The sequence below is a fragment of the Spirosoma sp. SC4-14 genome (genome assembly GCF_037201965.1).
Classification (GTDB): domain Bacteria; phylum Bacteroidota; class Bacteroidia; order Cytophagales; family Spirosomataceae; genus Spirosoma.
The window spans coordinates 6,206,617-6,220,560 of record NZ_CP147518.1; the positions used below are offsets into that span (position 1 = coordinate 6,206,617).

Sequence of the window (13,944 nt, forward strand, 5' to 3'; positions counted from 1 at the left end):
TCAGCCAGAGCCTGCTAACGAGCAGGCTCTGGCATTTTTATGGAATAGGTGCTAAACTCTGGCTTATTTTTTCAGGGTATTATAGCCTACAGAACCCTTTAGGCTTGTCTCCAGTAGTTTGTTTTGCAGGTAGCTTACTCTTAACCATTATCGGCCCTGTGGCTCTTCATTAGCTGTAGCATCAACGCTGCCCCTAAGCCAACAAAAGCTCCCAGTGCGCCCCAGCCAATATCGGCCCACGTAAAATGGCGTTTCGGCAGCAAAAGCTGACCAATTTCCGCAATAAATACAACGCCAATCAGAATCAGCCACCAGATAATCCACCAATAGGGCGACTGTTGGCGACTTGCTATAATGGACCCGGCAAAAGCTCCTAAAAACAAAAACGGCACCGCTGTTCGCAAATCATCATTGGCATGACTGTCGGTCCAGCGGGCAACCCAGTGTGGCACAAACCATACTAAATTCAGTCGCGGGTCGGGTACCCAGCTCAAATAAAACACCAAAGCAATACCAAGCAAAAGTAGTATATACGTCAGACGCATTCGGACAGAGGTAGGATTGTATTGCAAACAAAACCAGATCAACTCCGCTAACGGCGGTCGGCCTAATCGGAGTTAAACCAAACAGTGCTTATCGCTTCAATCATGAATCGACTACTGATGCCTGGCAAAGATAGCAACTTGTGATGTTACCTTTCTTACACAGTGCATTATCTATGATTAATCAAATGCCCCTAAAAAAAACTCATAAAACTGTTACTCCTTCAGGAACGTTTATAAGAAACTGGTTGCACTATGTAAAAGGATACTTTGTCCAATCTATTTTCACTACACTAGCTTGAAGAGTATATTTAGGCTATCAATCAATGACTAGCCAATGACTGGCAAAACAGCATCCTCTACTGATGAAAGTAAAGCGCTCAGCGAGCGTTTAGATGTAAATTTTGCGCTGAAAGCGGCCCGCCTGGGCGTATGGGAACTTGATCCGATTACACGCCAGTTTACCTTCGACGACCGGTGCCGGGAACTCTTTGGACTCACAACCGGCGATCTGCTATCCTATGAGCAGGTACTGCGTTATATTCATCCAGACGATGTTGCTCGGGTCGATGACGCCATCGGCTGGGCAATGAACCGCGGCTCTACTGGCACTTATGATGTTACCCATCGCACCATTGGGGCTCACGATGGGCTATTCCGCTGGGTTCGATTTATTGGCCGCAGCTACTTCAACGACCAGGGAGACGTTTACCGTTTTGCGGGTGTGGCTCAGGATGTTACCAAAGATATACAGAATCAGAAACTGGAAGCCAGTGAGCAACGCTTTAGAAGTCTGATTGAAGAAGCTCCTGTAGCCACCTGTTTATTTGTTGGCCGCAATATGGTTATTGAAGTAGCCAATGAAGCCATGATGAAATTTTGGGGGAAAGGCGACAGCGTACTGAACAGGCCCCTGACCGAAGCCATTCCGGAGCTGGTTGGGCAACCTTTTCTGGATATTCTGGATAACGTTTTCACGACCGGACAGACTTACCATGCTTCGGCGTCTAAAGCCAATCTCGTTGTCGACGGCAAACCCGGAACCTATTATTTCGATTTCACCTATAAACCGCTGCTCAATGCCGCCGGTGATGTTTATGCCATTATGGATATGGCCGTCGATGTTACGGAACAGGTTATTGCCCGCCAGAAACTGGAAGAAAGCGAATTGTTTTCCCGTAGCATCATCGATAATTCACCCGTTGCCAAAATTGTCTTCGTTGGCGACGATATGGTGATCGAACGAGTTAATCAGAATATGCTTAAAATGCTGGGGCGAGATACGTCGATAGCCGGTATGCGGTTTGTTGAAGCCTTACCCGAACTAACACAGACTCCGCTTTTGGAACGGATGAAACACGTATTGGCCACGGGCGAAATGTATGTCCAGTCCGAAGAAAAAATTGAGCTGATCAAATATGGCCAACTGTATACGGGCTACTACAACTATGTATACAATGCTTTGCGCAACACATCGGGCGAAATTTATGGCATGATGGTTACGGCTACTGAAATAACGGAACAGGTGCTGGCCCGGCAAAAGGTAGAAGAAGCCGAAGAGTCGCTGCGGAGAGCCGTTGAGCTGGCAGAACTGGCTCCCTGGGAAATTGATCTGACCAGCAATCGGGTTACGTATAGCGATCGGATGAAGGAATGGATTGGCCTGTCAGACAATGAACAGCCTTTACAGCAAATTACTGACCATATTCCAGAAAATGATCGGGAACGTATCCGGTTAGCGCTCGAAAAAGCGATGCGCCCCGAAACCGATGGGCTCTACAATGAAGTACATACTATTGAAAATGCGCGAACAGGCCAATGCCGAATCATTCATGCACAGGCTAAAACCTACTTCGACAAGTTGGGAAAAGCCTATAAAATGATTGGTACGGCACAGGATATCACCGTTCAGAAAAGTTTGCAGTTAGCGCTGGAGCAGCAGGTTCAGGAACGAACCGAAGCCCTCGAAGCCTCTAATCAGGAGTTGGCCGAATTTAATAAACTACTTACCCGCTCGAACCAGAATCTCGAACAGTTTGCCTACATCGCCAGCCACGATTTGCAGGAACCATTGCGTAAGGTTCAGCAATTTGGCGATTTACTCCAGGCGCATTATATGGCCCAATTGGGCGAAGGAGCCGATTATATCCTGCGTATGCAGCAGGCCGCCTACCGGATGTCGACATTGATAAAAGACCTGCTGGCGTTTTCCCGGATTTCAACCCGAAAAGAAACCATTACGCTGGTATCGCTGACAGACATTGTCAGTACGGTGTTGCTCGATCTGGATCTGCGGATTCAGGAAACCAATGCCACCATTCGTGTCGATTCTTTACCGACTGTGCAGGGCGACCGATCGCAGTTGGGGCAGTTGTTTCAGAATCTGCTGAGCAATGCCCTGAAATTTCGTCGGCCCGACGTTGAACCCGTCATTCGAATTAGGGCTCAACAAGTTGCGGCTGCTGATTTACCTCCATCGGTAACTCCAACCCGAATGGCTGCCTCCTACTACCGGATCGATGTTATCGACAATGGCATCGGATTCGACGAAAAATACCTTGACCGTATTTTCCAGGTTTTTCAGCGACTACACGGCAAAAACCAATATGCAGGAACCGGCATAGGGTTGGCCATTTGCGAAAAAGTTGTCGATAATCATGGGGGAGCCATCACAGCAACCAGCCACCCCAACAAAGGGGCAACGTTCAGTGTTTTCCTGCCAATCTGATACCGCTATATTCTGGCATCCAATCTGTTTATCTAGTAGTTTTATACACTATCTTACTCACTACATACCGTTATGTTGGATCTGGTTATCGATGCACGCCCTGCTTCGCTGGGAAATGGGTTTTCTGTTCGGCGGATTTTGCCTTATCGGCTCCGCCGTATGCTTGGCCCGTTCATATTTATGGATCATGGTGGGCCGGTTACGCTCGAACCGTCGCAGATACCGAGTATGGATGTATTGCCACACCCGCATATTGGTCTGTCGACAGTAAGTTACCTCTTCGATGGCCTTGTTACTCACCGCGACAGCCTGGGCGTTGAGCAGGTGATCCGCCCCGGCGAAGTAAACTGGATGACCGCAGGCAGCGGTATTGCACACTCCGAACGCTTTGAAGATCCGGCTATGCTGGCAGGTGGCAAACTCGAAATGATACAAACCTGGGTGGCCTTGCCCGAAGCTATTGAAGAAAACGCACCAACTTTCGAGAACTATCAGGCTCATGAACTGCCCATTTTCACAGATAAAGGTGTTTGGATGCGGTTAATTGCAGGAGACGCGTTTGGGCTACATAACAATGTAAAAACGCATTCACCGCTGTTCTATGCCCATGTTGTTTTACAGCCAGGGACTCATTTTGGGCTACCCACTGGCTATCCCGAACGGGGGGCTTATGTGGCCAAAGGGAGTGTAGCCGTACATGGACACACCTATGGCGCCGGGCAATTGCTGGTATTTACACCCGGTATCGATCCGGTACTGGTTGCGTCGGAAACCTGCACCCTCATGCTGCTGGGTGGCGAACCACTGGGCGAGCGATTTATCTGGTGGAATTTTGTTTCTTCCCGACGCGATCGTATCGACCAGGCGAAAGCCGACTGGCTCGCGGGCCGCATTGCCCTCCCCCCCAACGACAACACTGAATTTGTGCCGCTCCCACAGGATAAATCGAAACCCGCCGGAACACCACCCCCACCCTTGCTGTCGTAACCTTACTCAGAGCGACTTTCGCACAATAAGCTGAAACGGATTTTCGATGTGTTCAACGCTGGTATTCAGAATCAGTTGGGCTGCCGTCCGACCCATCTGGGCAAAATCGGTCGACATAACCGTAATGCCTTCCAGCAAAAACTCCTTCAAAGGCGTATCGTTATACGACAAAATACCAACTTCCTGCCCCAGCACGTAGGGAGTTTCCTTAATTTTCTTGATCAACTCTACCAGGTCTTCCTCCATCAGATTGATATAGGCCTGTTCGGGATAAATAACTTCCTGCTGAATGTTGTTGATAACCCGTGTATTAAAATCATGCTCGTAGCAGAACTTATAATACCCGTTCAGGATGGCCTTGGGATGATAGGTATAAGACGGAAAAAGAATGCTGAGGGTTTTGTATTTTCTCAGGAGTGGCAGCGCTTCGGTCAACGCCTGATACATGTCTTTTTCGAAGTTCTGAAACACCGCTGCATACTTCCCCGATACACCTTCCAGAAGCTTATCCAGAATGACCAGTTTATGTTTAGGCAGGCTGTTGATTAACTCATTGGCTTTTTCACCCCCTTCATAAAAATGCCCAATAATCACATAATGCGTATGATTGCGAGCCTGCCGCTGGATTAAATCACGAAATAGTCTGAAATCGTTGTTGTAGATAAAAAAGTCAATCGCTACACTCGGCCCCAGCAGTTCGACAAACGAATCATAGATGATTTTTTTGTGAGCACTAAGCTTATTGAACAATAAAAATATTTTAAGATTATGACCAGTCTTCGTGTAGTTGATGTAGTATCCTTTTCCCCGAACTGCTTCTATAATCTCCTTTTCTTTCAGGAGTTCGTAGGCCCGCTCAATGGTGCCTTTGGCAATATCGAATTCAGCGCATAGCTCATGAATCGACGGTAGCTTATCCCCTGGCAATATATCCCGGTTTTCAATCCCCTCAATAATTGAATTGTAAATCTGTTGGTATTTGGGGGTATTCGAATAATCATTGATTTTAATATGCCGTAACATACAAGTTCGTTTAGACACAAATGCTTATCGAAAGCATAAACCAAGCTGAATCAATTTTTGCTTTACAGCTAAGACAAGGAGTAGTTTTAAGTCAGTTCGCGCTATACTCTTTCTTCTATATAAAGTAGCAGCCAGCGAATCCTACTAACATTTTGCTCATTCGTTATTCGATTAAGCGGCTAATGTCTTTTCGGCCGTTGCTAACTCACCAATTTCTCTGTTTATGCTACGTTGTTCTGCCCCGCAGCAATTATTCGACAATAAGGGCAAGGGGTTATCTATGTATACTGGAAAATAAATAAAACATACTATCTCTTTAATTACACCTCAACTATATTCTTCCGGGAAACAGTAAAAAACGAGTCAAAGGCTTAATCGTGATACGTATAGCTTTTCCTCATTTTGGGTCGGAAAGAGCTATTTTATAGTAACCTTCTAAGCGTTCTAAGTAAAAAATTTCAAATAAGAAATTCAAATAATTATAAAAGTAGGAAAGTATAGGAAAGTCTGAGCAAGCACGATTGTAATATTTGGCCATTGTATTGAGCAAAGGAAAGTTGTCCTAATCCTGAGAATCCTATTCTTACATTATTATTATGAAAATACTCTATCAGTTGGTCGTGCTAGGTATAGCAACGAGTAGTTACGCGAGCTATGCACAGGAACAAAAGGTAACGAGTCCAAACAGGACCGAGCGCTTCGGCAAGCAACTTTTTGCCATGAATACCGCTGTGCATCCTAAGCCAGAATTCTCTGCTACGGCAGACATAACCGTGTCTGGTAAAGTTACCGACGACAAAGGAGAAGGTCTGCCAGGGGTAAGTGTCGTTGTCAAAGGAACCACAAAAGGAACCACAACCAATGAAAATGGGAATTTCCAGTTAGCCGTACCCGATTCGAAAGCCGTTCTGGTATTTAGTTTTGTAGGCTATCAACGCAAAGAAGTTCCTGTTGGTGGCCAAACGACCGTAAATGTAACCCTGACAGCCGATGATCAGACACTGAACGAAGTAGTTGTAGTAGGGTATGGTAGCCAGCTCAAAAAAGAAGTTACGGGCGCTGTACAGACGGTTAGCTCACAAGAGATTAAAGACCTGCCTGTTTCGCAGATCGGTCAGAAACTACAGGGTCGTCTGGCAGGTGTTCAAATCAACCAAACTACCGGTAAACCGGGTCAGGGAATATCGATTCGTATCCGTGGCCAGGTTTCGGTATCGGCCGGTAGCGACCCGCTTTATGTAATCGATGGGTTCCCCATTACTGGGAATATTGCCCAGCTTAACCCCGACGAAATCGATGATATTTCGATTCTGAAAGATGCCGCATCGACCTCTCTGTATGGTTCTCGGGCTGCCAACGGGGTTGTGCTGATTACGACCAAAAAAGGAAAACCAGGTCAGACCAATGTTAGCTTCACGGCTTACACGGGGCTCCAGAAAGTTCCTATGAGAGGACGGGTGAAAATGCTGGATGCCGTTCAGTTCGCGCAGTTCAAGAAAGAATACTATGAAGACATGCTTCAGCCCGTACCGGACATCTTTCAGAACCCCTCGCAGTATGAAGGAAAAAATAATGACTGGTACGATGCCCTGCTCCGCGTAGCCCCGCTCCAGAGTTATAACCTGACGGTTTCGAACAACACCGAAAAGTCGAACACATCGCTGGTAGCGGGTATCTTCAATCAGGAAGGGGTTGTTATCAACAACAAGTACAAACGCTATTCACTGCGGATGAACTCGAACTATAACCTGTCGAAACAAGTAACGGTAGGGTTCAATATTGCGCCATCGTATGTATTCGACAACACCCCTCGTACGGATGGTGACCGGGGTACAGGTATTTTGTTCAATGCCCTGCATACCTGGCCAATCATGCCAATTTACGATGCCAATGGCGACCTGACCAAATACAATCAGCTCCCCGCCAGCACAGGCAACATTTTTGCCTATCCGAACTGGGTACGGGCAGCCAGCGAACTAACCAACGAAACCAAAAACACCAACCTGCTGGGTAATGCTTACGTTATGTTCCGGCCTATTCAGGGACTGACACTGAAGTCGACGATGAACATCGAGTATATGAACTCGAAGTTCTTCTTCTTCAACCCATCAACGGCCACCAGTGCCATCAATGTTCCGATTCCAACAACGGCGGTATCGATCCGGCAAAGCATTGAAAACATATCGTGGCTGAACGAAAACCTGGCTACATATGCCCGGAGTTTTAACGATCATAACTTTGAGTTGTTAGCCGGTTTTACCAACCAGCAATTCCGTCAGGAGTCTACGCGGATTCAGGCCAATACCTACGCCGACGACCGGCTTCCAACCATTCAGGGAGCATTGAATATAGATCGGAGCGGCACTAACACATCGAATGATATAAATCAGTGGGCCTTAACGTCTTACCTATCCCGGTTGACCTATAATTATAAAGGAAAATACCTGTTCACGGCGGCTGTTCGTGCGGATGGATCGTCGCGTTTCGGCTCCAACAATCGCTGGGGTACGTTCCCATCGGCTTCGTTAGGCTGGGTGGTGTCAGACGAAAATTTCATGAAAACGCTGCCGCAGGTTTCGTTTGCCAAACTACGTACCAGCTACGGGGTAATCGGGAACAACAACATTGGTAACTATACGCAGTATGCGCTGGTGAATAATACGACCAATGCTGTGTTTGGGAGCAATGTTGCAACGGGTGCTGTTGTAACGTCGCTGGCCAACCCAAATCTGGGCTGGGAAACCACCAAGCAGTTCGATATTGGTCTTGATCTGGGTTTGTTCAATGATCGGATTCAGTTCATTTATGATTTCTATACCAAGCGTACTACTAACCTGTTGTATGCGGTGCAGGTGCCACAGGAGTCAGGCTTTACGAACTTCAACGACAACATTGGTGAGATTAAATTCTGGGGACACGAGTTCTCGCTAACCACCAAAAACACCGTTGGTAAACTGAAGTGGACCACCAATGCCAACATCTCGTTCAACCGCAACATGGTAATGTCGCTGGCACCGGGCATCGACCGCGTGTATGGTTCGTTCCACATTACGCAGGTAGGGCATCCATTTGGTCAGTTCTATGGCTTAGTAAAGCAGGGGTACTATACGAGTGCTGAAGACCTTAGATCATCGCCCATCATTCCAGGTCGTTCGGCCATCGGAACTATTAAAATGAAAGATGTGAATGGCGATGGTGTGATTACCTACGGGGGCGATTCTGACGACCGGACCATTATTGGCAGCCCCTTCCCAAAATTCACCTACGGGATCACCAACGACCTGAAATACGGCAACTTCGATTTCTCGATCACGGGTTCGGGTTCATACGGCAACCAATTGTGGGTTCGCCACCTCTATAGCACCGCCAACCTCGACGGCGTGTTCAACATGGTTGCGGGCGTAAAAGATCGGTTCCGGGTTCAGAATGCGCTTGTTGTTAACAATGGGGTTACATCCAGCGTAGCAACGAATGTGATTACGCCGGGAGCTGGCATGTTTGGCGCGACCAACAATGGTGGTAACTATACCGGTATCGAACGCGACTGGAACAGTACTCAGTTTCTGGCCGATGCCTCCTTCTTTACAATCAAAAACATAACGCTGGGCTATAACATCGGAGCTGTCAATAAACTCTTCAAATCGGCTCGGGTCTATCTTTCGGCGCAGCAGGTATACATTTTCACCAAATACTGGGGTGGACCAAACCCGGAAACCAGCGCCCAGAGTAATGGTAACGGCGACGGCGGTAACCTGAGCCAGGGCGTTGATTTTTCGAGCTATCCTGTTCCACGCACCTACACCGTTGGTGTTAACCTGAACTTCTAACGACATTGGTCATTCGTCATCGGCAATTAGAAATAATCGCTGATCACCAATCCTAAAACCTTGTTTCTGATGAAAACAAAACATATAGCAGCCGGCTTATTGGCCATTGTACTAACTGGCTGTACAAAAGATTTCCTGACTGTAGTGCCCGAAACTGCATTAAGTTCGGCTACATTCTTCAAAACGCAGGCCGATTTCCAGCAGGCTGTCAATGGAGCCTATGTGCAGCTCCGGGCACTTTATAACGAACGGGAATGGGTATTGGAGGAAATGCACTCCGACAATACTTATTATGCCCGGAATACCCTGTATGGTGCGGTTGATGCCACGGAAAACGTAGCTGATTTCGCCGTTCCAACCGCCAATGGCGTTACGGCAAATGATAACGTGCTGAATGCCTACCGCTATAATTACGTAACGATCGCACGGGCTAATCAGATATTAGCCTCAATCGACGCGCCCGGCATAACGTTCACTAGCGATGCGGTGAAAAATAACCTGAAAGGGCAGGCCCAGTTTCTTAGAGCGCTTTCCTATTTCGATCTGGTTCGGTTGTTTGGTAAAGTTCCGCTGCATTTAACGCCTACCACAAGTCGCGAAGATGCCGCATTGCCACTCTCTTCTACCGAGGAAATCTATGCGCAGATTGAAAAGGATGCTACCGCTGCCAGCACTAACCTGCTCAATAAAGCCACTCAGGAAGCGGGCCGGGCAACATCGGGAGCGGCCAAAACACTGCTGGCCAATTTATATATCACCCAGAAAAAATGGGCGCAGGCCGAAGCACTCATGAAAGATGTGGTCACAAATGACACCTACAAACTGATGCCCGATTATAACGACGCGTTCTCCTATACATCGACCAATAAGAACAATGCAGAGTCGGTATTTGAGATTCAGTATATGGAAGGGTCGGCCGGTTACAACGGTAACCAGATTTACCGGTTCCTGCCCTCGCCTATTACGGCGGCCGAGATTGCGCCAATTACGGGAACCACTAACCCACAGCCCACCTCACAGGAAAGCAACAACATCCCAACACCGGATATTATTGCGGCCTATGAACCCGGCGACAAGCGGAAAGACATTTCCATTGGCTACGTTACGTTGAGCACCAGCTTACGGGAAAACAAGGTGTATCCGTATATTAAAAAATACGCCCGCACACACACGCTACATAACAACACAGGACAGAACTGGCCGGTTTATCGTTACGCCGAAGTACTGCTGTTTCTGGCCGAAGCGCTGAACGAACAGGGCAAAACGGGCGAAGCCGCTACGTATATCAATCAGGTGCGGGCGCGCGCTGGGTTGGCAGCCACAACGGCCACATCGCAGGCCGATATGCGCGAAGCCATCTTCAAAGAACGTCGGGTTGAACTGGCTTTCGAGAACAAACGCTGGTTCGACCTGACCCGAACGGGCCGGGTGAAGGAAATTATCGGTGCCTATGGGGCCCGTGTGAAGGCTAATCCTGCCGCCTACTATTTCCCGGCTGGCGCTGTTCCGCCACCAAACGCATTTACGGTTCTGGACGACTACTATGGTTTGCCAGCCGTAGAATCGGCATTAACACCCAACTTCTAATCCAAAAACCCTCTCAATCCTAGTGCCGGGTCTGGGCCATTAACCCGGTTTGGCCCGGCACTTTTTTTATTTCCTATTTATCCGCTGTTCACATTACTTGTTAAAGCCTGTTCGTCAATGGAAAACCACACGATCCCGTTCTGCACTGCTGGCTTTATCGGAGTTGCCTTCCCATTAGCATCGACACCGCTATTGGTGCCGAACAAATGGGCTACCATTTTACAGATTGTACACCTGCCGAACACTCGTCAACATCAGGCATTTAGTCTATCCAACTATTTCTTTCTTCCCTTTATTAAACTAATAACGGTCCAATATAAGCCAGCGCCATCATCTGTTGCCAGACGGGTATCGAAGCGCACGAATTTCATGTACATAACCGCTTAATCAGTAGAATATGCCAGGTGTTCGTCTCTTAGTAACCGAATACAACCATAAACATGATACAGGTTGAGCAGAAACAGGTAACTGTCGAACTCATTCCTTAAACTTTAGCTCATTAATAACCATGTCATCTCGATTCAACGTCGCTAAACTTGGGTTAGCAGTTTCTGCCCTCGTGCTGGTCGGAGCATCCTGGGTAACCTTACGCTACCCGGAAAACGACAAACAGGGCGCCGAAAACCCTAAAGTAGAAAAGCTTAAACTTCAACCTGGGTTTAAAGCCGAACACCTCTACAGCCCTTCCGAAAACAAGCAGGGTTCGTGGGTGGCCATGACCTTCGACGATAAAGGCCGTATGATTGTGTCGGATCAGTACGGATCGCTATACCGGCTAAAAATTCCGGCCATTGGCTCCGGTTCTACCAATCCTACCATCGAAAAACTCGTTATTGCCAAAGACACCAGCGTCGGTATGGGCTACGCTCATGGGTTGCTGTATGCTTTCAATAGCCTGTATGTGATGGTGAACAACCGCCCCAATAAACAGTTTCCCAAGCCTAGCGGTCTGTACCGCTTACAGGATACCGACGGCGACGATCATTTCGATAAAGTGACCATGCTGCGCGAACTGAAAGGAGAAGGCGAACACGGCCCGCATAGCATTGTACTCTCCCCTGACAAGAAATCGCTTTACGTATGCGCCGGTAACCATACCGACGTTCCAAAAATGGATGCCTACCGGCTTCCGTCAAACTGGCAGGAAGACAACCTGTTTCCGCTGATCAAAGATCCTCGTGGCCATGCTAACGACCGAATGGCACCCGGTGGTTGGATTGCCAAGGTAGATCCGGAAGGAAAGCGCTGGGAGTTGATGGGAGCTGGTTTCCGAAATGAATTCGACATTGCCTTCAACGAAGCCGGAGATATTTTCACCTACGATTCGGACATGGAATGGGATTTTGGTCTGCCCTGGTACCGTCCAACCCGCATTTGTCATGTTCCGAGCGGGGCCGAATTTGGCTGGCGTACAGGCGACAGCAAGTGGTTGCCCGCCAATCCGGATAACCTTCCTCCGGTGCTGAACATCGGGCAAGGGTCGCCAACCAATGTGCTCTACGGCCAGAACGCGAAATTCCCTCTCAAATACCGGCAGTCGCTTTATGCTTTCGACTGGAGCTTTGGGATCATTTATGCCATCCACATGAAACCCAAAGGCGCCAGCTACGAAGGCACACGGGAAGAGTTTATTTCGGGAACGCCACTGGCTCTCACCGATGGGGCAATTGGTCCCGATGGTGCGCTGTACTTCCTGACGGGTGGTCGTCGGCTTGAGTCGGATCTATACCGAGTCTATTATAACGGTTCTGAGTCAACAGCGCCGATCACACCGGTTATTACGGCTGAGCACAAGCTGCGCACCGATCTCGAAAAATACCACGAAGGTGCAAACCCGGCCGCTATTGCAGCCGCCTGGCCGCACCTGAACCACCCCGACCGCTTTGTTCGCTATGCCGCTCGTATTGCAGTGGAACATCAGCCCGTAGCACAATGGCAGGAAAAAGCACTGGCCGAAACCGATCCGCAACGTGCTACCCAGGCCATCATTGCACTGGCTCGCCAGGGTAGTGCCGACCTCAAAAGCAAGGCACTCGCAACCCTGATGAAAATTAACTACGATCAGTTGCCCGAGTCGCAACAGTTTGATATGACTCGGGCTTTCGAACTGATTTTCCTGCGTATGGGCGCTCCCGATGCGGCCGATAAAGCCAAAGTGGTTGCCTATCTGAACCCCCATTATCCGGCAAAAACTGCCCTGTTGAACCGTGGACTCAGCAAAGTGTTGATTTATCTGGAAGCTCCGGGTGTGGTTAACAAAACGCTGACGCTAATGGATATGAAAGATGAGCCCGGCAGCAAAAACCTGGGTCTGGAAACCAGCACAGCCTCGTCGGATCTGATTCTGCGGAACCCCCAGTATGGGATGGATATTGCCAAAATGCTGGCCAAAGTACCACCTCTCCAGCAAACCTATTATGCCGTTGCGCTGAGCCGCGCCGAATCGGGCTGGACTCCAGAACTCCGCACCAAATACTTCACTTGGTTTGGCAATGCCTTCAAATTTGAAGGTGGCCGCAGCTACGTCGGGTTCATCGACCGGGCTCGCAAACTGGCACTGGCCCATGTTCCGAAAGATCAGTTCGAGAAATTCAACAAAATGTCGGGTGCCGATATTCTGACCAGTTCAGGTAACGACATCGTAACCAGCGATTATTCGCCCAAAGGACCAGGCCGTCGCTGGACGATCGATAATGCGCTGGCCGTTGTTGATAGTGGGCTGACAAACCGCAACTTCGACACGGGCAAAAAAATCTACGCAGCCATTCTGTGTAGCCGCTGCCACTCGATGCAAGGCTCCGGTGGCGACATTGGCCCCGACCTGACGCAGCTTGGCACGCGCTTCTCCAATAAAGACATTCTGGAAGCGATTATTGAGCCCAGCAAAACCGTTTCAGACCAGTATGCATCAACGGTCTATATTCTGAAAAATGGTCAGTCCGTTGTAGGTCGTCAAGTCAACGAAGACAAACTCAACTACGTGATTTCGCAGAACCCGTTTGCTCCTGATCAAGTCCGTAAGATTCCGAAGAAAGATGTGACGGCAAAACGGTATTCACCCGATTCGATCATGTACCCTGGCCTAATCAATAGCCTGAATCCGAACGAATTGCGCGACCTTATGGCCTACCTGAAATCGGGTGGCAATCAGAATAACGACGTATATAAAGCGGGTGGTAAATAATTAGTCATTGGCTTCAGTATAAACAGACCTAAAAGGTTTTAAAAACCTTTTAGGTCTTACGTCCAA

At 48.5% G+C, this 13,944-nt stretch carries 8 protein-coding genes; 6 read left to right on the forward strand and 2 right to left on the reverse strand.

From position 1 onward, the window contains the following. Nucleotides 1-140 precede the first annotated feature (140 nt). Nucleotides 141-545 carry a hypothetical protein gene (locus tag WBJ53_RS25475; protein ID WP_338871466.1) on the reverse strand — a complete coding sequence of 135 codons (405 nt, stop codon included), beginning with the start codon at nt 543-545 and terminating at the stop codon, nt 141-143. A gap of 334 nt (nt 546-879) precedes the next feature. Here WBJ53_RS25475 and WBJ53_RS25480 point away from each other — a divergent pair, with 334 nt between their 5' ends. Both WBJ53_RS25480 and WBJ53_RS25485 read left to right on the forward strand, forming a co-directional pair. Beyond that, the gene (locus WBJ53_RS25480; protein WP_338871468.1) at nt 880-3,270 is read left to right on the forward strand and encodes a PAS domain S-box protein; all 2,391 of its coding nucleotides are present in this window, start codon (nt 880-882) and stop codon (nt 3,268-3,270) included. 72 nt (nt 3,271-3,342) lie between these two features. Then, on the forward strand, nt 3,343-4,257 hold the full coding sequence (locus WBJ53_RS25485; RefSeq protein WP_338871469.1) for a pirin family protein: 915 nt from the start codon (nt 3,343-3,345) through the stop codon (nt 4,255-4,257). A 6-nt stretch (nt 4,258-4,263) separates the two neighbouring features. On the opposite strand, the gene WBJ53_RS25490 is transcribed toward WBJ53_RS25485, so the two are convergent. Beyond that, on the reverse strand, nt 4,264-5,280 hold the full coding sequence (locus WBJ53_RS25490; protein WP_338871471.1) for a GntR family transcriptional regulator: 1,017 nt from the start codon (nt 5,278-5,280) through the stop codon (nt 4,264-4,266). A gap of 596 nt (nt 5,281-5,876) precedes the next feature. Here WBJ53_RS25490 and WBJ53_RS25495 point away from each other — a divergent pair. The 4 genes from WBJ53_RS25495 to WBJ53_RS25510 all read left to right on the forward strand — a co-directional run bounded on the left by WBJ53_RS25495 (nt 5,877) and on the right by WBJ53_RS25510 (nt 13,878). After that, the gene (locus tag WBJ53_RS25495; RefSeq protein WP_338871473.1) at nt 5,877-9,107 is read left to right on the forward strand and encodes a TonB-dependent receptor; all 3,231 of its coding nucleotides are present in this window, start codon (nt 5,877-5,879) and stop codon (nt 9,105-9,107) included. Nucleotides 9,108-9,176: 69 nt separating this feature from the next. After that, nucleotides 9,177-10,694, forward strand: a complete 1,518-nt coding sequence (locus WBJ53_RS25500) for a RagB/SusD family nutrient uptake outer membrane protein (RefSeq protein ID WP_338871475.1) — start codon at nt 9,177-9,179, stop codon at nt 10,692-10,694. 117 nt (nt 10,695-10,811) lie between these two features. Beyond that, nucleotides 10,812-11,081: a hypothetical protein gene (locus WBJ53_RS25505; protein WP_338871477.1), complete on the forward strand. Its 270-nt coding sequence runs from the start codon at nt 10,812-10,814 to the stop codon at nt 11,079-11,081. Nucleotides 11,082-11,202: 121 nt separating this feature from the next. Then, on the forward strand, nt 11,203-13,878 hold the full coding sequence (locus WBJ53_RS25510) for a heme-binding protein (protein WP_338871478.1): 2,676 nt from the start codon (nt 11,203-11,205) through the stop codon (nt 13,876-13,878). Nucleotides 13,879-13,944: the final 66 nt, after the last annotated feature.

Coding starts and splice junctions, on each gene's coding strand:
- WBJ53_RS25475 (WP_338871466.1), bottom strand. CDS start 545: ATGCGTCTGACGTATATACTACTTTTGCTTGGTATTGCTTTGGTGTTT.
- WBJ53_RS25480 (WP_338871468.1), top strand. CDS start 880: ATGACTGGCAAAACAGCATCCTCTACTGATGAAAGTAAAGCGCTCAGC.
- WBJ53_RS25485 (WP_338871469.1), top strand. CDS start 3,343: ATGTTGGATCTGGTTATCGATGCACGCCCTGCTTCGCTGGGAAATGGG.
- WBJ53_RS25490 (WP_338871471.1), bottom strand. CDS start 5,280: ATGTTACGGCATATTAAAATCAATGATTATTCGAATACCCCCAAATAC.
- WBJ53_RS25495 (WP_338871473.1), top strand. CDS start 5,877: ATGAAAATACTCTATCAGTTGGTCGTGCTAGGTATAGCAACGAGTAGT.
- WBJ53_RS25500 (WP_338871475.1), top strand. CDS start 9,177: ATGAAAACAAAACATATAGCAGCCGGCTTATTGGCCATTGTACTAACT.
- WBJ53_RS25505 (WP_338871477.1), top strand. CDS start 10,812: ATGGAAAACCACACGATCCCGTTCTGCACTGCTGGCTTTATCGGAGTT.
- WBJ53_RS25510 (WP_338871478.1), top strand. CDS start 11,203: ATGTCATCTCGATTCAACGTCGCTAAACTTGGGTTAGCAGTTTCTGCC.